We start from the raw sequence: 21,851 nt of genomic DNA, 5'->3' as shown, positions 1-21,851 counted from the left end.
TCTGGGGGGGGGGGGGGTGATCCCCCCGGCCCGACCGCGGGGGGCCCCCCCCCCCCCCCCCCGGCCCCCCCCCCCCCCCCCCCCGCCGGGCGCTTCGGGACGGTCGGGAATCGTCCCCCACCGGCGGCGAGAACGCAATCCCTCCCGGGTGGTCCGCCCTCGCTGGGACCCTGGTGGCCACCGAACGACACCGCTCGATTGAAAGGGACCCCGAAGCCATGTCCGACTCCTCTTCCACCACCGACCCGTTCGCCGACTCCAGCGGACCCGAGGGCCACTCCATCACCGACTGGACCGACCTCGGGCGCGAGATGTGGTCGTACCTGACCGGCCGCGGCGCCGCGGTCAACTACTCCTTCGTCGACATGACCGTCGAGGTGCCCCGCGACATCGGCCCGGACGCGCCCCGCGCGACGTGGAAGCTCAACGGCACCCTGCGCGTCACCACGAGCGACGACACCGCGTCCGGGTCCGACCCGTACCGCGGCAACTGAGGGGCGGCGCCATCATGGTGCGCCTCGACATCGACCTTTCGTTCTCGGAGCACGAGCAGGGGGATGCCGACACCCCGCCGTTCGAGGGCACGGTCACGGCCGCGGGCAGTGAGGTTCGCATCGTCGTGAGCGATCCCTCGCGGTTGCCCGGCAACGGTCGGCGGACGCTCACCGAACTGTCCACGGTCGCCGACGCCCTGGCATCCCGCGGCATCTCCGTGCAGCTCGAGGGCCCGGACGGGCCGATCCTTCGGCTCGGTGACGTGAAGAAGAGCGTGCTGCAGCGGGCGATCACGGGATCGCGCCACATCCGGCTGGGATCGGTGGGAGCCGTCGCCCCGCTGCTGACCCGCCGCAACAGGGGCCAGGCGCTGACGTTCCCCATCCCGCCCGAGACGCCGTTCCCGCTCGTGCCGACGGTCAACCGCACGGTGCGTCGACGCGTCACGACGACTCACTACACGCCCGGCTCGGGTCGTCCGCGATTGATCTTCGCGGTCGGCGACGCCACGTGGGACGGCTCGCGGCCCCGCGAGTTCGACCTGCTCCCGACCAAGACGGTCATCGGGTCCGGCGAGGAGGCCGACCTGCGCCTACCGGGCCTCGCGCCCGTGCACGCGGAGATCCGTCACGAGGGCGACGACGAGTACGTGCTGTACAGCTTCGACGAGGTCGGCGGCGGCGGAGCTCGGGAGCAGGGCCCGGGTCGCGACGGTGGCGGGCGCATCCTCCGCACCGGCGCGCGCATCGAGCTGGGCGATTGGCGGCTGGCCTACTTCCGCGCCGAGTTCGCCGATCACGGCCGTCCCTACGGCGGACGCGTCGGCGGCGAGCTCGCCCGGCAGCGCAAGCAGTCTCCGCGCGGCGGCACCGGTCCACTCAGTCGGGCGAGCGACCCGGACTGACGCGTCGCTGCCGGTCTGCCCGGGCTGTGCGGGTCGGTCTGAGGTGTGCGATGTGCCCGTGCCCGCCAGATCGTGTCATCTCGTCGCCCTGTCAGCGCTGGGGTGTCCAGATCACGTGATCTCGTCGAGATCGCACGTCCGTGCGTGTGCGCTCGGCGAGGTCACGTGATCTTGTCGAGATGTGCGCGTGTGCGGTCGGCGAGGTCACGTGATCTCGCCGGGACGGGGTGCCGGGGCGGGGTGCCGGGACGGGCGCGCGATACCGGGAAGAGCGGCGTCAGAAGACGATGGTGTGGTTCCCGTCGCGCAGCACACGGTCTTCGGCGTGCCACAGCACGGCGCGCGCGAGCACCTGACGTTCGACGTCGGCGCCGCGGCGGGCGAGTTCGGCGGCCGAGTCGGCGTGGGTGACGCGCACGGTGTCCTGCTCGATGATCGGGCCCTCGTCGAGGTCGCTCGTGACGTAGTGCGAGGTGGCGCCGATGAGCTTGACGCCGCGTTCCTTGGCCTTCTTGTAGGGCTCCGCGCCGATGAAGGCCGGCAGGAACGAGTGGTGGATGTTGATCACGGGCACGCCGATCTTCTCGAGGAAGTCGGGCGAGAGGATCTGCATGTACCGCGCCAGCACGATGAAATCGACGTTGCCGACGAGGAGCTCGAGGATACGGGCCTCGGATGCCGCCTTGTCGGGCCCGGGCGTCGAGGGCACGTGGAAGAAGGGCACCCCGAAGGACCGCACGTCGTCGGCCGAGCTGGTGTGGTTGGACACGACCATCGGGATGCTGACGGGCAGGTCGCCGCGGCGGTGACGCCACAGCAGGTCGAGCAGGCAGTGGTCCTGCTTCGACGACAGGATCGCCATGCGCTTCGGCGTCGACAGATCGGTGAGGTTCCACTCAAGCTCGAAGCCGTCGCCGAGCGTCTTCGCGAGGTCGGCCTCGATCTCGGGCAGGGCGGCGGGCAGGTCGGGGCGGTGGAAGACGACGCGCTGGAAGTACGCACCGCCGCGCAGCTGGTCGGAGTACTGGTCGAAGGCGACCACGTTGCCGCCCTGTCGCGCGATGAGGGCCGAGACGGCGGCGATGATGCCGGGGGTGTCCTTGCCGTGCACGATGAGGCAGGCGTGATCGGGCTGCAGGTGGGGGCTCGCGGAGACCATCGGACCATTCTGCCGTGCCCGGGTGGCGCCCGCCGACCACCCGCCCCACGCCGACGAAGCCCCGCCCCGGCGCAGGCGAGCGGGGCACTGGGGCTCGGAATGTGCACCGGGGCGGTCGGCGCACGCCCCGGTGCACATCCCCCGCCCCGGCGCCCCGTCTCGACGCTCCGTATCGGCGCCCCGGCGCCCCGACGCTCCGTATCGGCGCCCTGGCGCCGGACCTCGGCGCCCCGGCACCGGATCTCGGCGCCCCGGCGCCCCGACGCTCCGTATCGGCGCCCCGACGCCGGACCTCGGCGCCCCGGCTTCGGATCTTGGCGCCCCGTCCCGGCGCCCCACCTCGACGCCTATCCCATGACCCGCGGCCGCGGTGTCGGGGGTCCCGGATAGCCTGGATGCCATGACCTCACCCCCGCGCCTCGACCGGCCGGGGTGGCGCACCTGGGTGCTGTGGGGCGTCGGCCTCCTCGCGTACGTCGTGTCGATCGTCAACCGCACCTCCCTCTCGGCGGTCGGCGTGGACGCCGCGGTGCGCTTCGACGCCGACGCGTCGGCGCTGTCGATGTTCGCCGTCATCCAGCTCTTCGTCTACGGCGCGATGCAGATCCCCGTCGGGCTGCTACTCGACCGGTTCGGTGCGCGTCCGGTGATCGCGATCGGCATGGTGCTGATGGCGGTGGGCCAGCTCGTCATGGCGTTCGCGGACGCCGTGGGGATCGGCATCCTGGCCCGTGTCTTGATCGGCGCGGGCGACGCCGCCATCTTCCCGAGCGTGCTGCGCGTGATCGCGACGTGGTTCCCGGCGCAGCGGGCGCCGCTGCTCGTGCAGATGACGGGCATCATCGGCCAGTTCGGTCAGATCATCGCGGTGGTGCCGCTGGCGGCACTCCTGCACGCGACGAGCTGGAGCGTCGCCTTCGGCAGCGTCGCGGGCCTCGGCGTGCTCTTCGCGGTGCTCACCTACGTCATCATCCGAAACCGTCCGCCCGAACGCCGCGCCGACGCGGTCGACACCTCGGTCAACACGCAGACGGGCGCGATCCGCGTGGTGACGTCGTCGGCCGACCTGCGCCAGGGTTTCCGCGAGTCGTGGGCGCACCCGGGCACGCGCCTGGGCTTCTGGTCGCATTTCGCCACGCCTTTCGCGGGTACGGCGTTCATGCTGCTGTGGGGCTTCCCCTTCCTCACCGCCGGTGAGGGGCTCGCCCCGGCCACCGCGTCGCTGATCATGACGACGCTCGTGCTGTTCGGCATCGTGTGCGGGCCCGTGATCGGCGCTCTGTCGAGTCGGCATCCGACCCGCCGTTCCCGCTGGTTGGTGCTGCCCGTGGTCGTGTTCCAGGCCGTGGTCTGGATCGCGGTGATCGCCTGGCCGGGGCCGGCGCCGGTGTGGTTGCTGGTGGTGCTGATGTTCGCCCTGTCGACCGGGGGACCTGCGTCGATGATCGCGTTCGACCACGCCCGCACCTTCACCCCCAGCCACCGTCTCAGCACCGCCACCGGCATCGTGAACGGCGGGGGGTTCCTCGCGGCGCTCCTGGCGATCCTCTTCATCGGCATCGCGATGGACGTGCAGGGGGCGGGCACGCCCGAGACCTACTCGCTCGACGCGTTCCGCATCGCCTTCCTCGCGCAGGTGCCCCTGTGGCTGATCGGCGGGATCGCCATCGTCATCGAGCGCGGCCGCACGATCCGCCACGTGGGCGGCGTGCTGCCCCGCTGACCAGGCCCCCGCGCCGCGCGAGGTCTCAGCCGTCGGTCGGGCCCCGCGCCGCGCGAGGTCTCAGCCGTCGGTCGGGCCCCGCACCGCGCGCGTTTCACCCGCCGGTCGGGCCTGCGCGCGGTTTCACCCGCCGGTCGGGCCTGCGGGCGGTCTCACCCGCCGGTCGGGCCCCGCGCGCGGTCTCAGCCGCCGGTCACCCGCTGCCAGAGGTCGGTGATGATCGGCACGATGTCCGACGCGCGGTCGGCCGATCCGACGGCCACGGCGATGAGGGGGAACACCGTCACCGCGAGGGCGACGACGATCGCGATGACCGCGAGCGTCCACGACATCCACGGACGACGGCGTGTGACGGCCAGCAGCAACGCACCCGCCACGATCACGAGACCGAGCAGGGTCACGCCGATGACGCTCGCGAACGGGAATGGCACGAGCCCGGCCGTGCTCGCCGTCGTGGCCGCGAGGAAGCCCACCAAGGGCAGGTAGAGCGCGAGGGCGATGATCGCCGTCACGGCGGCACCGACGCCGGTCGCGATGTAGACGCCGCGGGGGCGGCGGGCGAGGGACGAGGTGACGCGCATCACGGGAGCACCTCGGACGACGTCTCGCAGCGGGCGGTGAACGGGGATGCCATGTCGTGTCCTCTCGTCGGTGACGCATTCGTTCGCATACACCAGTAAGACGGGATGACGAGGCGAAACGTCACGCGCGCGCGTCACCGCGACGCCGGACGACGGTGCGAGACTCGGAGCATGAGCGCGATCGACATCCGCACCCTGGACGACGTCGACGGCATCCACGAGGCCGCCCGGATCCTCGACGAGGTGTGGGGCGAGCCGGGCACGATGCCGGCGAACATCCTGCGCGCCCTGGAGCACGCGGGCAACTACGTCGTCGGACTCTTCGACGGCGACCGCATGATCGGGGCCTCGGCGGCGTTCTTCGGTTCGCCCGCAGAGAGGTCGATGCACTCGCACATCACCGGCGTCCTGCCCGGTCACCAGGGGAAGGGTCTGGGGCGGCAGCTCAAGGAGCACCAGCGCGCCTGGGCCCTGCACCGCGGCGTCGGACACATCACCTGGACGTTCGACCCGTTGGTGGCCCGAAACGCCTACTTCAACCTCGCTGTGCTCAGGGCCCGCGCGACCGAGTACCTCGTCGACCATTACGGGGCGATGGCGGATGCCGTGAACCGCGGCGACGAGTCCGACCGCGTGATGGTGACCTGGCCGCTCGCGGAGCCCCCCGCATCGCCGCCGAAGGAGGCGGACGTCGTCGCCGTCGTGGCCGTGCCGGACGACATCGAGGCCCTGCGCCGCAGCGACCCCGCGGCCGCCGCCGCGTGGCGCCGGCGGCTTCGCGACGACCTCCGGGGCCACCTGGCATCCGGTCGGCGCATCGGCGGCTTCGACCGTCGCGGTTACCTCATCGTCGGGTGACCCGCGCGACGCTGTCTACTGCTCGGTGATCGGGACGTCTTCCTCCGCCGCCGGGTCGCCCTGACCGGGACCCGGACGCACGGCCGCGTCATCGCGCACGTCGACGCGGGTGACGCCGTCGTGGTGACTCACGTCGAACCGGGGCGCGGCGTCCTCCTCCGTCGCCTTCGGCGCGCTCGTGAGCTGGTCGTGGCGGTTCTCTTCGAAGCTCTTCTCGTCGCTCATCGCGTTCACTCCTCACCGGCCGAACGCCACGCGTCGGACTCCATGTGCGAGCCCGCCTGCGGGCCCATCTGCAGCATCCCTCCGTCGACGACCCAGCTCGCGCCGGTCACGTACGAGCCCGACGGCGAGGCGAGGAAGCGGATCACCTCGGCGATCTCCTCGGGCTTTCCGGGGCGTCCGAGGGGGATGCCGGGACGATGGATGCGGTCGGCGTCCTCCGCCGACATGTCGTTGATGGGCGTGGCGATCTCACCGGGGGCGACCGCGTTGGCGGTGATGCCGTACTGACCGAGCTCAAGGGCCATCGTCTTGATCAGGCCGCCGACGCCGTGCTTGGCGGCGACGTAGGGGGCGGAGCCCACACGCGGCTGGTGCTCGTGCACGCTCGAGACGACGATGAGCCGACCCCCGTTGCCGGCCTTCACCATGCGGCGGGCAGCCGTGTGCAGGGCGAGGAACGCACCGTCGAGGTTCAGCGAGATGTCGGTGCGCCACGTGTCGAAGTCGAGGTCGAGGAACGAGCCGCCGATGCCGCCGCCGGCGTTGTTGACGAACACGTCGAGGCCACCGAGTTCGTCGGCCATGGCGTTGACGGCATCCGGGACGGCGTCGAAGTCCGTGGCGTCGAACTGCGAGACGATCGCGCGGACACCGCGGGCACGAACCGCCTCGGCGACCTCTTCGGCCCCGTCCTCGTCGGAGTGGTAGGTGATCGCGACGTCGATGCCGGCGTCGGCGAGGGCGAGGGCGGTGGCCGCACCGATGCCCGAGTCGGAGCCGGTGACGATGGCGTGGCGGGGGGTGAAGTCGTCGCTCATGAGCCCGACGGTACGCGGGCGCCCCCGTGAGGTCGGCGGCCTTGCCACCACCCGGTGCGGGCGTTACGGTCGCGGGCCGGGCGGAACCCCGGCGTTCTGGTCCACCTCCGTGCCTCGCGCGGCTTCACGCGACCGCGCAGGTCGAACCTCCGGAGTCGGCGCACCGCCGCCGTGCGGCACATCCGCCGCGCCGCGACCCCGCTACCCTGCCCCCATGCCTCTCCTGCGCCCTGCCGGTCCCGTGACCCTGGATGCCGTGGAACTCCGCGTCCTGCGCATCCCGCTCGTCTCGCCGTTCACGACGTCGTTCGGCACCGAGACCGAGCGAGAGGTCATCATCGTCACCGCCGAGACGTCCGACGGGCGCGGGTGGGGCGAGGTCGTCACGCAGTCTGAGCCGTCGTACTCCAGCGAGTACACGCAGGGCGCATGGGACGTTCTCACCCGCTTCCTCGCCACGGCGCTGCTCCGGCGCCGCATCCTCGCGCCCGAGGAGGTCGGCGGCATCCTGGACGGGGTGGTCGGGCACCGCATGGCCAAGGCGGGTCTCGAGCTCGCCGTGCTCGACGCCGCCCTCCGCACCGAGGGCCGCAGCTTCGCGCAGTACCTCGGCGCCCGGAACGACAGGGTGCCCTCGGGGGTCTCGGTCGGCATCCAGCGCGATCCGCAGGCGCTCGTCGACGCCGTCGGCGGATACCTCGACGAGGGATACGTGCGCATCAAGATCAAGATCAAACCCGGTCGCGACGTCGACGACACCGCCGCCGTGCGAGCGGCCTTCGGCGGCATCCCGCTGCAGGTCGACGCGAACTCCGCCTACACCCTCCAGGATGCCGACCTGCTCGCCGAACTGGACCGCTTCGACCTGCTGCTGATCGAGCAACCCCTGCAGGAAGACGACCTGGTCGATCACGCGACCCTCGCGAAACGCCTTACGACCCCGGTCTGCCTCGACGAGTCGATCGTGTCCGACAAGGCGGCCGCCGACGCGCTGGCGCTGGGGTCGGCGGCGATCCTCAACATCAAGGCGGGCCGCGTCGGCGGCTACCTCGAGGCCGTCCGGATCCACGACCGCGCGGTGGCCGCCGGCGTCCCGGTGTGGTGCGGGGGCATGCTCGAGACGGGGATCGGACGCGCCGCGAACGCCGCCCTCGCCGCCCTCCCCGGGTTCACGCTGCCGGGGGACATCTCGGCATCCGCCCGCTTCTACGATCGCGACATCGTCACCGAACCCGCGGTGCTGGAGGACGGCCACGTGCGCGTGCCCACCGGCGCCGGGCTCGGCGTCGAGATCGACGCGGCTGCGCTGGAGGCCTTCACCGTGCGGCGGGAACGGATCACGCGGTGAGAGCGACCGGGCCCGACGAGGGCGGACGTCACGGTCTCGGCGAGACCGACCGCGACGACGTGCCGTGGGGACGACCGGTCGTCGACGGCATCCCGATCCCGCCGTTCGCGGATGCCGCGGCCCACCGCACCTACCTGCGGTCGCTGCAGACCTTCGTGCTGCTGCTCGACACGGGCGACCCGTCGGCGGTCACGATCGCGCTCGCCGCCACCCTCGAGGCCGAGCTTCCGCGGGCGGCGACCGATGCCCCTCGCCTGTCGGCGCTGGCGCTCAGCGTGAGCCTGTCGACCTTCTTCCCCGCGCCGTGGACCCCCGAGGCGCTCGCGCTCGCGCTCGACGGGTCGGGCTACGGCACGCCCGTGCGCGGCCGCGGCGGTTGGTCGTGGGGAGGCGATCCCGACTACACGGCGACACGCGTTCGGCCGGGGTGGCGGATCGAGCGGCACGAGCGCGGGTCGCGTACGCACGCGACGCTGCCGGACGACGGCGACCTGACCCTGCTGTGGATGGACATGTTCCGCAGCCGCTTCCCGTACCCGATCGCCCACACCCCGGTCAGCTCGGTCCCCCCGCCCGAGGCGCTCGCCGCGGCCGCCCGGGCGACCCTCGCGGCCCACTCCGCGAACGTCGCCATGCCCTACTTGCAGAGCTGGCGGGAGGAACGCGATCGAGCCGGAGCGAACGGGCCGGGCGAGGTCGGGCCGCTTCGATAAACTGGATGCCGCGCACTCGCGCACGATCCCCACACTTTTTCCGACCATTGGAGCCACCGTGGCCGAACAGTCCCGCCTCGACAAGGTCATCGCCCTCGCCCGCCACCGCGGGTTCGTGTTCCAGGCCGGTGAGATCTACGGCGGTTCGCGCTCGGCATGGGACTACGGCCCCCTCGGCACGGAGCTGAAAGAGAACATCCGCCGCCAGTGGTGGCAGACGTTCGTCCGTGGTCGCGGCGACATGGTCGGCCTCGACTCGAGCATCATCCTTCCCAAGCGCGTGTGGGAGGCCTCGGGTCACGTCGCCACCTTCACCGACCCGCTCGTGGAGTGCCTCAGCTGCCACAAGCGTTTCCGCGCCGACAACCTCATCGAGGACTTCGAGGCGCGGAAGAACCGGAAGGCCGAGAACGGTCTCGCCGACGTACCCTGCCCCAACTGCGGGACCAAGGGCCAGTACACCGAGCCCAAGTCCTTCTCGGGCCTGGTCAAGACCTACCTCGGCGTCGTCGACGACGAGTCGGGCCTGCACTTCCTGCGCCCCGAGACCGCGCAGGGCATCTTCGTGAACTTCTCGAACGTGCTCACGGCATCCCGTCGCAAGCCCCCATTCGGCGTGGGCCAGGTCGGCAAGGCGTTCCGCAACGAGATCACGCCCGGAAACTTCATCTTCCGCACGCGCGAGTTCGAGCAGATGGAGATCGAGTACTTCACCCCGCCCGCCGAGGCGAACGAGTGGTTCGAGCACTGGGTCGAGGCGTGCTGGAACTGGTTCATCGAACTCGGCATCGACGCCGACAACATGAAGCGCTTCGACGTGCCCGAGGACGACCGCGCGCACTACTCCGCCGGCACCATCGACGTGGAGTACCGTTTCGGCTTCCCGGGCAAGGAGTGGGGCGAGCTCATGGGCGTCGCCAACCGCACCGATTACGACCTCAAGAGCCACTCCGAGGCATCCGGCCAGTCGCTCACGTTCTTCGATCAGGCGTCGGGTGAGAAGTACACGCCCTACGTCATCGAGCCCTCGTTCGGTCTGACCCGCGCGATGATGGCCTTCCTCGTCGACGCCTACCGCGAAGAAGAGGTGCCCAACGCCAAGGGCGGCACCGACACCCGCACCGTGCTCAAGCTCGACCCGCGTCTCGCGCCCGTAAAGGTCGCCGTGCTGCCGCTGTCGCGCAACGAGCGCCTTTCTCCGTTGGCGCGCGAGGTCGCCGACACGCTCCGCGCGGCGGGGTGGAACATCGACTTCGACGACGCCGGCGCCATCGGCCGTCGGTACCGTCGTCAGGACGAGATCGGCACCCCGTTCTGCGTCACCGTCGACTTCGACTCCCTCGACGACAATGCCGTGACCGTCCGCGATCGCGACACGATGGGCCAGGAGCGCATCGGGCTCGACGCCCTGCACGGCTACCTCGCGGAGCGCCTGCGCGGAGCCTGACCGCCCACCAACGACCGGATGCCGTCGCCCGAGGGTGGCGGCATCCGTCGTTCCCGCGGGCGGCGGGGTGCGGGCCCACGGCGTCGCCACCGCGCCTGCCGCATCCGTCGTTCCCGTGGTCGGCGGGCGGCGGAACGCGCGGCGTCCCGCCGCGCCTGCCACACTGAGCCGGGGGGAGAGCCATGGGAGCAGCGATGACGCCGCAGCGGGATGCCGAGCACCCGACGAGGCGGCGGAGGCGACCGCGTCTCGCCGTGTCCGCGGCGATCATCGTGGGCGTCGCGCTCGTGGTCTCCGCGGTCTTCGCCCTCACCCCGTGGCCGTCGGCGATGATCGTGCGGGCGGTCTTCGAGAAGAACGGTGCCGAGACCGTCGCCGAGATGCAGCGGTACGTCCCCGACACGCCGCTGCGCACCGAGCTCGGCGTGTCCTACGGCGACGCGCAGGACGGTGCGGGGGCCGACGACACGACTCTCGACCTGTTCACCACGGCCGACGAGGGGGAGCGGCGCCCGGTCGTCATCTGGATCCACGGGGGAGCCTGGGTGTCGGGCTCGTCTGCGAACGTCGACCCCTACCTGCGCATCCTCGCCTCCCACGGCTATACCGCGATCGGGCTGAACTACAGCCTCGGCCCCGAGCAGGTCTATCCGACGGCGGTGCGCCAGATCAACGACGCCCTGACCTACATCGACGCGCACGCCGACGACCTGTCCGTCGACCCGGATCGGATCGTCCTGGCGGGGGACTCGGCGGGGGCGCAGCTCGCCAGCCAGGTGGCCGCGCTCACCACCGACAGCGAGTACGCCGACCTGCTCGACCTGACACCGGCGCTCTCGGCGCGGCAGATCGTCGGGGTCGTGCTGAACTGCGGCATCTACGACCTCCGGTCGATGGACGACCTCAACGGGCTGATCGGGTGGGGGTTCTCGTCGTCGCTGTGGGCGTACACCGGCACCAAGGACTGGTCGGTCGAGAGTGCCGGCGCGACGATGTCGACCATCGAGTTCGTGGCATCCGGATTCCCTCCGACCTACATCAGCGGCGGGAACGGAGACGGGCTGACCTGGTTGCAGGGGATCCCGATGGCGCAACGGCTCCGGCAGCTCGACGTCGACGTGACCACGCTGTTCTGGCCGGCGGATCACACCCCCGCGCTGCCGCACGAGTACCAGTTCCACCTCGACCGTCCCGAGGCGCAGCAGGCGTTGGCCGAGACGTTGACGTTCCTGGCGAAGGTGGCGCCGCTCACGGTATAGAGCGGGGTCTGAGCCGAGTCTTCACGACTGGATGCCGCGGCCTGGCGACCGTGGCATCCGGTCACTTGTCGTCGTAGCGCATCGGCATCTCGATCACCTCGAAGATCGCGGGCGCATACCATCGCTCGCGCCCTCCGCGACCGTGGGTGCCGAGAGAGCGGAGCCAGCCTCGAGTCTCCGCGTTCTTGATGAGGTTGCGAGCTCCTTGGTTCGTGAGGTCCAGGCCGTCCTGGACGGACTTGACTGTGACGAAGGGGTTGCGGACGATGATGTCGACGAGTCGCGGCAAGCTTGAGCGCTCCTTGATTGCGTCCGCATGGTAGGCCTCGCGGATGGAGATGAGACGGCGAGAGCGTGCGACGGCGTCGTCTGCCTGCGCCCTCACCGCATCGAGGAAGAAAACAAACCACCCCTCGATGTCCGCCTCCTCGCGCACTGCGTGCAGTCGTTCGTAGTACTCCTCGCGATGAGTCTCGAAGTAGTTCGAGAGATACAGGAGGGGAAGGGGGAGACGCTTTCGATCCATCAGGAGGAGGTTGATGAGAAGACGCCCGATCCGACCGTTGCCGTCCAGGAACGGGTGGATCGTCTCGAACTGGTAGTGCATGAGCGCCGCCTGGATGAGCGCTGGTAGTGCGCGGCCGTCGTCGTTGACGAATCGCTCCCAGTCGGCGAGGAGCTCCCCGAGGTGCTGGGGTAAGGGAGGAACGAAGGTGGCACTGTCCGGCGTCGCTCCCGCGCGTCCCACCCACACCGGAGAACGGCGAAACTCTCCCGGCGACTTCTCCTCGCCTCGCACTCCGGTCAGGAGGGTCTCGTGTACCTGCAGGATGAGCCGCTGCGTGAGGGGGAGGGTGGTGGCCAGCTCATACGCCTGCTTCGTCGCCTGTAGGTACCGATGAACTTCGGCGGTGTCGTCATTGCGAGCGTCGGCGTCCACCTCCGCTTGAAAGACGTCCGAGAGCGACGCTTGCGTGCCTTCTATGCGGGAGCTGGCGAGGGCTTCGCGGCGCAGGTAGGGACCAATCAACAGGGTCGGATCGGTGATGAGCATGCCGAGGCCTTGCAGGTGTCCGAGCGCCGCATCCGCCTCCGATAGAGATGCGACGACGGTGCTCGTCAAGTCGAGCTGGCGAGGGAGGGGATTCGGCAAGTAGTAGACGAAAGCGTCCTTCTTGCCCGGCTCTCGCGTCGCTCGTCCGAACACCGACTCTGCAAACCGATTGGCATCCACGTATCAAAACTACAACAGAAGAGGCTTTGGACTTGGAGCGTGGGAGGGAGGACACCATTCCGGTTGGAGCGTGACGCCAACCTTCCTACGAAGACACCGTTGCGTGGGAGCGTTCATTTCACGTCACCGGCAGGGGCGCGAGCGGTTCGAGAGACGGTGGTCAGCCCAGGTGCACCGCCGTGCCGCCCCGGGCGGCGGCCGCGGCCTCGACCAGGCGCACACCGATGACGCCCTCGGGCTCCCACGTCGTGTAGCAGTCGGTCGACCAACCCGCATCGGCCGGTCGCTCGACGGCACCGTAGACGCGGGCGACCTCCGCCGGTGACGGCAGGAGCCGCGGACGCAGCACCGTGAGCACGACCCGGTCGAGCATCACGACCTGCGCGGCCGCGCCGTCGTCGAGCGGGCGCACCTCGATGGGCGTCGCCGCCAGCTCCTCGGGCGTGAGCACCGCCGACACGGCCTCCGCCAGCGCCGCGATGTCGATGGGCTCGCGCGTGAACGCGACACTACTGCGGGGCACGGTTCCTCCGTCGTCGGGTCAGGGGCGGCTGCTCGCCGTCGATCGTCGAGGGCGCGGTGGGGTGGCCGGGCGGGGTCGTGTTGCCGGGCGCGGCGGTGTCGACAACCGGGGTGGGGATGCCGGGGGAGGTGGTGTCGCGGGGCGGGGTCGTGTTGCCGGGCGCGGTGGTGTCGACAACCGGGGTGGGGATGCCGGGGGAGGTGGTGTCGCGGGGCGGGGCAGTGATGCCGGGCGCGGTGGTGTCGAAGCCCGGGGTGGGGATGCCGAGCGCGGTGGTATCGACTGCCGGGGCCGTGGCATCCATCGACGCGGCGCCCCGGTCGGCCGGCAGGTCGCCTTCCACCTCGCCGGCGGCGAAGTTCGCGACCTGCACCAGTGTCGGCCGGTCGCCGCGGCGGGCGAGCCGACCACGGCCGGCGATCATCGGCTCCGCATACAGCTTCGGCAGCAGCGCCCCTTCGGAGCGGTCGCCCGACATGATGAGGGTCGTGCCGCCGGTGTCGCGGATGCCCTGGAGCGCCAGATCGAACATCGCCCGCGAGGCACCGGCCACCGGGCGGCTCACGACCACGTTCAGCCGCAGATCGCGCGCCGACGCCAGGTAGGGCAGCAGGGGCCGAAGCGGCTCCGTGCCGCCCGCGGCGAGGATGTCGAAGTCGTCGGCGACCACGAGGATGCGCGGGCCCGAGTCGCGGTCGCTCTGCCGCTTCTCGAGCTCGACCGCGATCGACTCCGCCAGCAGCCGCGCCTGCCGGCCGGAGGTGGCGTGCCCGCCGAGGTAGGCGTCGGGGATCTCGGATGCCAGGTCACCGCGGGCGTCCATGAGGGCGACGACGAGGTCTTCCGGCGAGTGCCGATCGATCGCTCCCTGCACGATGCCCCGGAGCACCGTCGTCTTGCCGCACCGGCTGTCGCCGAGCACGAGCAGGTGCGGGTCGCGCGTGGCGATGTCGAGGGTGACGGGCTGCATCGTGTCCTGCCGGAGGCCGAGGGGTACGGCATCCGGTTCGTCGATCGCGTCGGGCAGGTCGGTCGGATCCAGCACCTCGGGCAGCAGACGGATCGGCGCCGCCCCCTGACCGCCCCATCGCGCCGCGCTCTCACGGGCGAGCTGCTCGAGGGCTTCTCCGGTGTCGCCGTCATCCACCTCTTCGAGCAGGGGCAGCGCGACCTGGGCGAACAGTTTCGCATCGGTCAGCACACGGCCCGGCTCGTCGGCGCGAAGCGTCGTGGAGAGCTTCCGGGCGATCTGCGAGTCGGCCGGGTCGTTGAGCTTGAGTTCGAGACGCGTGCCGATGAGTCCCTGCAGGTTCATGCGCAGTTCGTTCCAGCGCGACAGGGCGACGACGACGTGGATGCCGAAGCTCCCGCCGCGCTCGAGCAGCTGGCCGAGCGGCGTCTCGAGGTCTTCGAAGTCCTGCCGCAGCGCCCCGAGGCCGTCGACGAGCAGCACGACATCGGCGCTCGGAAGGTCGGGGAGGCGCCCGGCCGCGTGCTGGCGGCGCATGTCGGCGAGGGAGTCGAGGCCGTGGTCGCGGAACACGCGCTCTCGCACGGCGAGCATGCCCGTGAGCTCTTCGAGCAGGCGCGTGAGCCGCTCCCGGTTGCCCCGGGTGGCGACACCTCCCACGTGCGGGAACGGCTCGATGCGCGCGAGTCCGCCGCCGGTGAGGTCCATTCCGTAGATGCTGACCTGACGCGGCGAGTGCGTGAAGGCCAGTGATGCGGCGAGGGTGCGCAAGAACATCGAGCGCCCCGACTGGGGGGCGCCGGTGATCGAGACGTGTCCGCCCGAGCGCGTGAGGTCGAGCATCCACGGCCCCTGCGTCTGCGTCGACGGATCGTCGAGCAGGCCCATCGGCGCGCGCAGAGTGCCGGCGCCGTCGGCCTGCGGCAGCACTCCGCCGAGCGTCAGCACGGGCGGCAATGGGGGCAGCCACACCGGCCGGGTGCGGGAGATTCCGCGCGCCAGCTGCGAGGTCGCCGCCTGCACGAGGGTACGACCGGTGGTCGGCGTCTCGGGTTGGGAGCTGTCGAGGTGTTCGTCGTCGGGGGTCTCGTCGGGGAGGTCGTAGGCGCCCAGGGGGAGCACGGGAGGCGCGTCGTCATGGCGGGGGCCCGACTCGACGGGGTCGGGGACGGGGCCCGAGACGTAGCCGGCGCGGAACCGCGTGTAGACCGACGTGTCGACCTTGAGGTAGCCGAAGCCGGGGATCGCAGGGAGGTGGAACGCGTCGGGGGTGTCGAGGACGACGGCCGACTCCGATTCCGAGAACGTGCGGAGACCGATGCGGTAGGAGAGGTACGTGTCGAGCCCGCGCAGTCGTCCGGCCTCGATGCGCTGGCTCGACAGCAGCAGGTGCACCCCGATCGAGCGGCCGATGCGCCCGATGGTGAGCAGGAGTTCGACGAAGTCGGGCTCGGCGGTGAGCAGCTCGCCGAACTCGTCGATGACGAGGAACAGGTGCGGCAGGGCAGGCAGTTCCGGGCGGTCACGCCGCAGCTGCCGGTAGTGACCGATGGATGCCGCGTTGCCGGCATCCTTCAGCAGGCGCTGTCGACGGACGACCTCGCCCTGGATGCTGGCGCGGGCGCGCTCGGTGAGCTGCGGATCGTCGGCGAGGTTGTCGATGATGCCGGCGACGTGCGGGAGTCGCGCGAACGGGGCGAACGCTGCGCCGCCCTTGTAATCGACGAGGATCATGCTGAGGTCGTCGGGCGCGTGCGTCAGCGCGAGACCCAGGATGAGCGTGCGCAGCAGCTCGCTCTTGCCCGAGCCGGTCGCGCCGATGCAGATGCCGTGAGGACCCATGCCGAGCTGCGCCGATTCCTTCAGGTCGAGCAGCACCGGCCCGCCGCGGTCGTCGACGCCGATCGGCACGCGGAGGAACTCCGCAGCGCTCCGGGTGCGCCAGGCGGCGGCGGTGTCGATGGCGTCCACGTCGGCCACGCCGATCAGCTGCGTCACGTCGGGGGCGAGGGCGGTGCCGGTGTCTTCGGCCGACGTGCGGCGAAGGCGCAGCCCCGCGAGGGGACGAGCGACGATCTCGAGGGCGGCGGGGGTGAACGCATCGATCCGGATGCCGCCGACGGCTGCCTCCCCCGACCCGGGCGTCTCGATGGTGGCGACACCGTCGTCGACGGTGACGCGGGCGGCGACCGTGGTCGGCTCCTTGAGTCGGTCGTCGACGAGGTGCACCACCGTGACGCCGAGCGCGGTGAGATCCAGGGCGGCGTCGAGGCGGGGGACGGGGGACGCCGCATGGTCGGCCTCGTCGACGAAGACCACGAGGCGGCCGGGTTTGGTGCGCCGACCCGCGCGCCGGGAGGCGGCGGCGGTGGCGACGCGGTCGCGGAGCTCGTCGCGCAGCAGCGACAGCAGCTCGTCGAGGCTCGGTGCGATCCGCCGGGCCGTGACGGCTCCGGCGGGGGGTGTGTCGCCCGTCACGTGGGGGAGGAGGTCGAACCCGTGCCAGTCGTCGCGCTGCGCGGGAGCCACGGCGAGGGCGACGTGGACGTCGTCGGGGGAGTGGAACGCGGCGATCTGCGCGGCGAGGGCGCGGGCGATGGGAAGGGTGTCGCTGCGCGCGCCGACGAGCGAGACCTGTCCGCCGCGTTCGAGGTCGACCGTCGCCGGCATCCCCTGGGAGACGCCCGCCAGGCGCACCATCCGCTCGGCCGACTCGCGCATCACGGGGTCGAAGGGTTGCACGGGATTCTGCTCGGGCGGGAGCGCGACGTCGACGGCCCGCAGGTCGCCGGTGCCGATTCGCGCGCGCAGGAAGTCGGCGTCGCCCGGACGTCGCTCCCAGCGGCGGGCCGGGTCGGCTGCGATCTCGACGAGCGTGCCGGGGGCGGGGTGCAGCGCAAGGGCTCTGCGGCGCTGGGCGTCGGCGGTGCGGCGTACGTCTTCGCGTGTCTCCTCGAGGTAGTCGAGGTAGCGCTCGCGTTGTACGCGGCGCTGGCGGGCGGCGTTCCCGCGCTGGGTGAGCGCCATGCCGAGGCCGCCGACGAGCGCGACCACGAGGATGACGGCGCCGACCACGACCATGATCGGGTTGTTGCGCAGCAGCACGATCATCGTGATCGACGACAGGCTGCCGACGATCGGAAGAAGCGACTGGAGCGGGAACCCGGTATTGCCCTCGCCGATCGGCGGCGGCGGGGCGAGGACGACGTCGGGGGCGGGCTCGAGGGCCTCGCTGATGCGGGCCGGGCGATGGACGATGCGGACGGTCACGAGGGCCTCCCCGTCGCCCCCACCACGGCGGCCGCGAGGCGGAGGATCGCGAGGTGCGTGGCCGAGCGGCGCGCCCGCCCGCCCGCTGCGAGTCCGGCATCGAACGGGAGCGGCAGCACGGCGTGGTCGGTTCCGGTGGCGATCGCCCGGGCGACGCCGTCGCCCTCGCGTGCGTGATCGACCAGCGCGAGGGCGACCACCGGCGATTCGGGCAGAGCGCGCACGGCGTCGACGACCGACCGGGCATGCTCCGCCGAAGCTCGACGAGCGTCGCTCACGAGGCAGACGACGTCGCACAGCGCCGCGCACGCGGCGAGATCGACCACCGGATGCCGCGTTCCGAAATCGGTGACCGCGACGTCGAAGAAGCGGGCGATGGGCGCCGCTTCGCCGAGCCACGCGCCCACCGCGTCTGCGGTGTCGCGAGGTCGGAGCGCCACGACGCCATCGCGCTCGGCGAGACCGCTGAGGGCCTCCGCGGTGGTGCGCGCGGCGGCTCGCGTCTCATCGGGGGCGACCGGGCTCGCACCCAGGCGCCCGGCGAGACCCGCGGCCCCGGTCGAGACGTCGACGGCGAGCACCGGCTCGCTGCGGCGCCCCGCGATCGCGAGCGTGAGCTGGTGGGCGACGGTGCTGGTGCCGGCGCCCGGTGACAGCGACACGACGCCCACCCGGCGCGTCGTCGACAGGCCACCGCGGATCGCGGCATCCCACTGCGTCAGCCGGACGCGGCCGTCGGCACCGCTGCCGAACACGGCGGTCGACACCGCGCGCAGGTCGAGCACGCTCACGAACGTCCGCCGAACATGCCGAGCAGATCGGCGTACACCCCGAGCGCCCCCACGAGCAGCGGCACCAGCGAGACGACGGCGAGGGTCTCGACGACATTGCCCAGGCCGCGCAACCGCGCCCGCACGTGCGGACGGGGTCGGACCAGCACCATCGTCGCGATGAGGGCGGCCAAGACGATCGCCGCACCCGCGCCGACCCAACCGAGGTCGCCCGAGAGCAGCACCGTCAGACCCGCTGCGGCGATCGCGCCCGCGGCCGTCCACAGCAGCCAGCCCTGCCGACGCAGGGGGAACGCGCGCGTGCGGAGTGCGGCGACGAGGAAGAACGCCAGCGCGAGCAATTCGGTCCAGACCGTGCCCGAGAACGCGAGCACGACGCCGGTGACCCCGAGGACGGATGCCACGGCCCCCACGCTCCACGTGAGCGCGGCATAGGCCTCGTCGATCGCGGCGAAGGCGCGGGGGCGGGCCGGCGGGGCGCCGTCTGCGGCGCGCTGGTCGAGGTCGGTGAGCCCGGCGGCCGACAGGGCGATCCAGGGCAGCGGACCGGTGGCGAATGCGGCGATGACGCCCGTGACGGCCGCGGCCGCAACGGCATCCACCCCGCCGAGGACGAGCCCGAGCAGCACGGACGACAGCACCGCGCCCAGCGCTCCGCCGGATGCTGCGCCGCGACGGCGGTGCGCGACGCCGGCACCGAGGAGGGCGACGGTGAACCCCGTCGCGAGGGCCGCGGCGATCCCTCCCACGAGGGGGGCGGCCCCGATGAACCCGTGGGAGGTCAGTGCCGACGTCGTCGCGGTTCCCGCGGGCAGCGCGAGACCGGCTGCCGCGGCCGACACGCACGTCGACAGACGGTGGAGCCCGCCGAGACCGACGCCGGTGGACACGGCCACCAGCACGACGGCCGCGACGAGCGAGGCGAACGCGGCGACGGTCGGCGACGGCCACGGCGACAACAGGCCCGCGACGGCGAAGGCCACGGCGATCCCCGTTCCCCCCGCGACGGTTCGAGCCCGGTCGTCCCACCGGTCGGGACGGGCGTCGTGCGCATCGGCCGCGGCGTCGGTCACGTCGATCACCACGGGCGGGGGCGGCGCGGCGTCCAGGCGCACGAGGCGCACGAGGGTGCCGTCGACGAGATCCAGCTGGTGGGGCGTCAGGGCGATGTCGATCTGCTCGCCGTCGGGCGCGATGACGGCGAGTGGCCGCTCGACGGTGCCGGCGGTCTCGCCGAGCAGGTCGAGCAGGCGCGGCAGCGCGGCGCCGACGGGCTCGCCGCTGGGGACGACGACCTCGGCTCGACGCTCCGAGCCGGAGACGGTCAGGCGGGTGTAGATGCTCACGGGGTGACGGCTCCGGTCGGGGTCTGGATCGAGGTGCTCGTCTGCGCGCGCTCGGTGAGCAGCTGCGACACGAAGGAGACGCCCACGCACGCGGCGCACGCGATCGCGGCGACCACGATGGATCCCATCAGCCGCTTCATGTGGTCGTTGACGGTGCGCCGCTCGCCGATGTGGCCGTAGACGAGGGCGGCGCCCAAGCGCATCCGCTGGATCTTGGCCTGCTCGATGAGCACCGTGTCGCGCTGGTCGGGCATCAGCGGGCTCCTTCCCGCGCGACGAGCTGCGCGCGCACGTGGGGAGCGAGATCGAGAAGGTCGGCGAGCCGCGTGGGATCCACCGTTGCCAGCACCTCGTCGAGGCGCGTCCAACCGCCGCCGTCGACGGACCCGAGCGGCAGCAGCACCCCCGGCAGCCGGGGGCTGCCGACGATCGTGCCGCCGACGTCGTCGATCCAGCGCTTCGCGTCGATCCCCAGCGCCCGCACGCCCACCGGGCCGATCAGGAGCGCGAGGGGCTCTGGATGCGGGGCCGCGGTCGCGCGACGAGCGAGATCGGGGGCGCCGATGGCGGCGAAGGCCACGCCGATGAGGGGCAGGCCCACAGTCGCCGCCCGCGCCAGCAGTTCCCGCGCCTCGGCGGTGGCCGCCGTCCCCGCTTCGCGCCCGACGCCCGGCACCGCGGCCCACACGCGCGTGGTCTCTTCGAGCCCCTGACCGGTGCGGGCGGTCTGCATCGTCGCGATGACGGCGCGCTCGCCGCCGCCGACGGCCGTCCAGTGGCTGTCGAGCGGGACACGGCGTCGGGATCGCTCGGTGAGGTCGTCGCGGTCCCAGGGCGCGAGCAGGGGTTCGACGGCACCCCACGCGGCCGGTTCCGCGTCGGTGAACAGCGCGACGGCCGCCTCGGCGACCCCGCCCAACCGCACCGGGCGGGTCACGCGGTGGCGTGTCGACACCGTCGCCACGACCTGGAGAGTGGATGCCACCTGCGCCCGCACGAACAGGGGGTGCACGTTCTCGGGCGTCGGGGTCCCGGCGGTGAGGGCGTCGGCCGGAGCGTCGAGGCGCACGCCCGTGCGGGCGTCGTAGAAGCCGTCGTCGCGGGCGCGGACGACCCAGTGACCCTGCACCGCCGAGAGCACCTGGGCCAGCGGTTGCGTCATACGCGCGTGCTCGCCCGAGACGATGACCGGGCGCAGGCCCTGGGTGGCCGTCTTGTGCAGCCAGTCGCTCATCGCGGTGGTGAGGGCGATGATCGGCACGCGCGTCTCGGTGCCGGCCCAACCGGGGCCGGCGGCATCGACGAGGGGGTGGTCGACAGTGGTCATGCGGCATCCCGAACGGTCAGGGTACGGTCGCCGATCTCGAGGACGACACCGGTGGGCACAGGGGTGCGTTGGTGGGGGAGGAGCGGAGTGGACGATCCGTCGCCGCGGACGAACGTGCCGTTGGTCGAGCCCAGGTCGATGACCCACACCTGCCGGCCGTCCCACTCCAGGCGCACGTGCGACTTCGACAGCGTGCGCGACATGTCGGCCCAGCGGTACACCTCGGCGGGCGCATCGGCCGGGGCCGAGGGAGCGCGCCCCAGGATGAGGGCGGTGTCGAGGGGCAGGCGTTCGCCGGAGTCGAGCAGCAGCGTCGGCGCGGTCCCGCGCCGTGACCGGCCCGGTGCGGCGGGGGCGGCATCGGGGAACCGGAAGGGCGCGATCGCCGGCGCGAAGGGGTCGCGTCCGCGCCGCAGATCGAACATCGCGAGCTTGCCGGATGCCAGGGCCCACAGCGCCGAGCCACCCGCGGCTGCCCCGGTCGCACGGTGGACGATCCGCGCGTCGACCGTCGACGCGCCGAGGGTGCGCCCGGTGCGGCCGAGCAGCCAGCCTGCAACGGCGAGGAGCCCGACCGCGATGACGATGACGAACCATCCGAGCGCGGGCTGTCGCATCGAGATGACGACGACTCCGGCGGCGAGGAGAGCCAGGGGCATGACCACGTCGAGGGCCACGGCTCCGGCGATCTTGCCCGGCAGGGCGCGCTCGGAGGAGACGAAGGGGTCCACGTCGGCAAGACGTGGGTTTTCCTGCACGTTCGTCATCGGCGCCTCCTCAGCCTTCCACCCTATGCGGGTCGCCCCGAAGCCGCCGAGTTGCGGCATCCCTTGCGTGGATAACGCGCCGAGCGGCAGAAT

The 21,851-nt window shown here is 72.0% G+C and carries 20 protein-coding genes; 8 read left to right on the top strand and 12 right to left on the bottom strand.

The features are described 5' to 3' along the window. Positions 1 to 218: 218 nt before the first annotated feature. Together QRO03_RS15955 and QRO03_RS15950 are read left to right on the top strand one after the other, a co-directional pair. Complete coding sequence (locus QRO03_RS15955) at positions 219 to 494, top strand: hypothetical protein (RefSeq protein WP_285138478.1); 276 nt, start codon at positions 219 to 221, stop codon at positions 492 to 494. Positions 495 to 508: 14 nt separating this feature from the next. After that, positions 509 to 1,399, top strand: a complete 891-nt coding sequence (locus QRO03_RS15950; protein WP_285138477.1) for an FHA domain-containing protein — start codon at positions 509 to 511, stop codon at positions 1,397 to 1,399. 277 nt (positions 1,400 to 1,676) lie between these two features. Here the strand turns inward: QRO03_RS15950 and purU are convergent, their stop codons facing one another. Further along, entirely contained in the window at positions 1,677 to 2,558 is an 882-nt protein-coding gene (gene purU / locus QRO03_RS15945) for a formyltetrahydrofolate deformylase (RefSeq protein ID WP_285138476.1), read from the bottom strand. A 400-nt stretch (positions 2,559 to 2,958) separates the two neighbouring features. On the opposite strand from purU, the gene QRO03_RS15940 reads away from it, so the two are divergent. Beyond that, positions 2,959 to 4,281 (top strand): MFS transporter, encoded by a 1,323-nt coding sequence (locus QRO03_RS15940; RefSeq protein WP_285138475.1) that lies wholly within the window; start codon positions 2,959 to 2,961, stop codon positions 4,279 to 4,281. Between the two features lie 182 nt (positions 4,282 to 4,463). On the opposite strand, the gene QRO03_RS15935 is transcribed toward QRO03_RS15940, so the two are convergent. Further along, positions 4,464 to 4,862: an MFS transporter permease gene (locus tag QRO03_RS15935; protein WP_285138479.1), complete on the bottom strand. Its 399-nt coding sequence runs from the start codon at positions 4,860 to 4,862 to the stop codon at positions 4,464 to 4,466. A 171-nt stretch (positions 4,863 to 5,033) separates the two neighbouring features. Here QRO03_RS15935 and QRO03_RS15930 point away from each other — a divergent pair, with 171 nt between their 5' ends. Continuing rightward, a complete protein-coding gene (locus QRO03_RS15930; protein WP_285138474.1) occupies positions 5,034 to 5,720 on the top strand; it encodes a GNAT family N-acetyltransferase in 687 nt (228 codons plus the stop codon). Between the two features lie 15 nt (positions 5,721 to 5,735). Here QRO03_RS15930 and QRO03_RS15925 read toward each other — a convergent pair whose 3' ends face one another. Continuing rightward, a complete protein-coding gene (locus QRO03_RS15925; protein ID WP_285138473.1) occupies positions 5,736 to 5,945 on the bottom strand; it encodes a multidrug transporter in 210 nt (69 codons plus the stop codon). Positions 5,946 to 5,950: 5 nt separating this feature from the next. Next, a complete protein-coding gene (locus tag QRO03_RS15920) occupies positions 5,951 to 6,763 on the bottom strand; it encodes an SDR family oxidoreductase (protein ID WP_285138472.1) in 813 nt (270 codons plus the stop codon). Positions 6,764 to 6,977: 214 nt separating this feature from the next. On the opposite strand from QRO03_RS15920, the gene menC reads away from it, so the two are divergent. From menC to QRO03_RS15900, 4 genes are all read left to right on the top strand, one after another. Next, the gene (menC, locus tag QRO03_RS15915) at positions 6,978 to 8,111 is read left to right on the top strand and encodes an o-succinylbenzoate synthase (RefSeq protein ID WP_285138471.1); all 1,134 of its coding nucleotides are present in this window, start codon (positions 6,978 to 6,980) and stop codon (positions 8,109 to 8,111) included. Beyond that, on the top strand, positions 8,108 to 8,824 hold the full coding sequence (locus QRO03_RS15910) for a hypothetical protein (RefSeq protein ID WP_285138470.1): 717 nt from the start codon (positions 8,108 to 8,110) through the stop codon (positions 8,822 to 8,824). Before menC ends, QRO03_RS15910 begins: the two co-directional genes overlap by 4 nt. Before the next feature lie 58 nt (positions 8,825 to 8,882). Further along, positions 8,883 to 10,271 (top strand): glycine--tRNA ligase, encoded by a 1,389-nt coding sequence (locus tag QRO03_RS15905; protein WP_055951875.1) that lies wholly within the window; start codon positions 8,883 to 8,885, stop codon positions 10,269 to 10,271. 254 nt (positions 10,272 to 10,525) lie between these two features. Beyond that, positions 10,526 to 11,530, top strand: coding sequence for an alpha/beta hydrolase (locus QRO03_RS15900; protein WP_285138469.1), 1,005 nt, complete (start codon positions 10,526 to 10,528; stop codon positions 11,528 to 11,530). A gap of 61 nt (positions 11,531 to 11,591) precedes the next feature. On the opposite strand, the gene QRO03_RS15895 is transcribed toward QRO03_RS15900, so the two are convergent. From QRO03_RS15895 to QRO03_RS15860, 8 genes are all read right to left on the bottom strand, one after another. Next, entirely contained in the window at positions 11,592 to 12,764 is a 1,173-nt protein-coding gene (locus tag QRO03_RS15895) for a Fic family protein (protein WP_285138468.1), read from the bottom strand. 160 nt (positions 12,765 to 12,924) lie between these two features. Next, on the bottom strand, positions 12,925 to 13,287 hold the full coding sequence (locus QRO03_RS15890) for a hypothetical protein (RefSeq protein WP_285138467.1): 363 nt from the start codon (positions 13,285 to 13,287) through the stop codon (positions 12,925 to 12,927). Then, complete coding sequence (gene eccCa / locus QRO03_RS15885; protein WP_285138466.1) at positions 13,274 to 17,527, bottom strand: type VII secretion protein EccCa; 4,254 nt, start codon at positions 17,525 to 17,527, stop codon at positions 13,274 to 13,276. The genes QRO03_RS15890 and eccCa overlap by 14 nt, the downstream gene beginning before the upstream one ends. Further along, on the bottom strand, positions 17,524 to 18,318 hold the full coding sequence (locus QRO03_RS15880; RefSeq protein ID WP_285138465.1) for a P-loop NTPase family protein: 795 nt from the start codon (positions 18,316 to 18,318) through the stop codon (positions 17,524 to 17,526). Before QRO03_RS15880 ends, eccCa begins: the two co-directional genes overlap by 4 nt. Next, positions 18,315 to 19,664, bottom strand: coding sequence for a ubiquitin family protein (locus QRO03_RS15875; RefSeq protein WP_285138464.1), 1,350 nt, complete (start codon positions 19,662 to 19,664; stop codon positions 18,315 to 18,317). The genes QRO03_RS15880 and QRO03_RS15875 overlap by 4 nt, the downstream gene beginning before the upstream one ends. Then, positions 19,661 to 19,918 carry a hypothetical protein gene (locus QRO03_RS15870; RefSeq protein ID WP_055951860.1) on the bottom strand — a complete coding sequence of 86 codons (258 nt, stop codon included), beginning with the start codon at positions 19,916 to 19,918 and terminating at the stop codon, positions 19,661 to 19,663. The genes QRO03_RS15875 and QRO03_RS15870 overlap by 4 nt, the downstream gene beginning before the upstream one ends. Beyond that, a complete protein-coding gene (locus tag QRO03_RS15865; protein WP_285138463.1) occupies positions 19,918 to 20,991 on the bottom strand; it encodes a DUF6177 family protein in 1,074 nt (357 codons plus the stop codon). The genes QRO03_RS15870 and QRO03_RS15865 overlap by 1 nt, the downstream gene beginning before the upstream one ends. Then, complete coding sequence (locus tag QRO03_RS15860; RefSeq protein ID WP_285138462.1) at positions 20,988 to 21,758, bottom strand: FHA domain-containing protein; 771 nt, start codon at positions 21,756 to 21,758, stop codon at positions 20,988 to 20,990. The genes QRO03_RS15865 and QRO03_RS15860 overlap by 4 nt, the downstream gene beginning before the upstream one ends. Positions 21,759 to 21,851 lie beyond the last annotated feature (93 nt).

The sequence above is a fragment of the Microbacterium sp. lyk4-40-TSB-66 genome, from assembly GCF_030209475.1.
Classification (GTDB): Bacteria; Actinomycetota; Actinomycetes; order Actinomycetales; family Microbacteriaceae; genus Microbacterium.
This window is presented reverse-complemented; position numbering and strand designations above follow the sequence as displayed.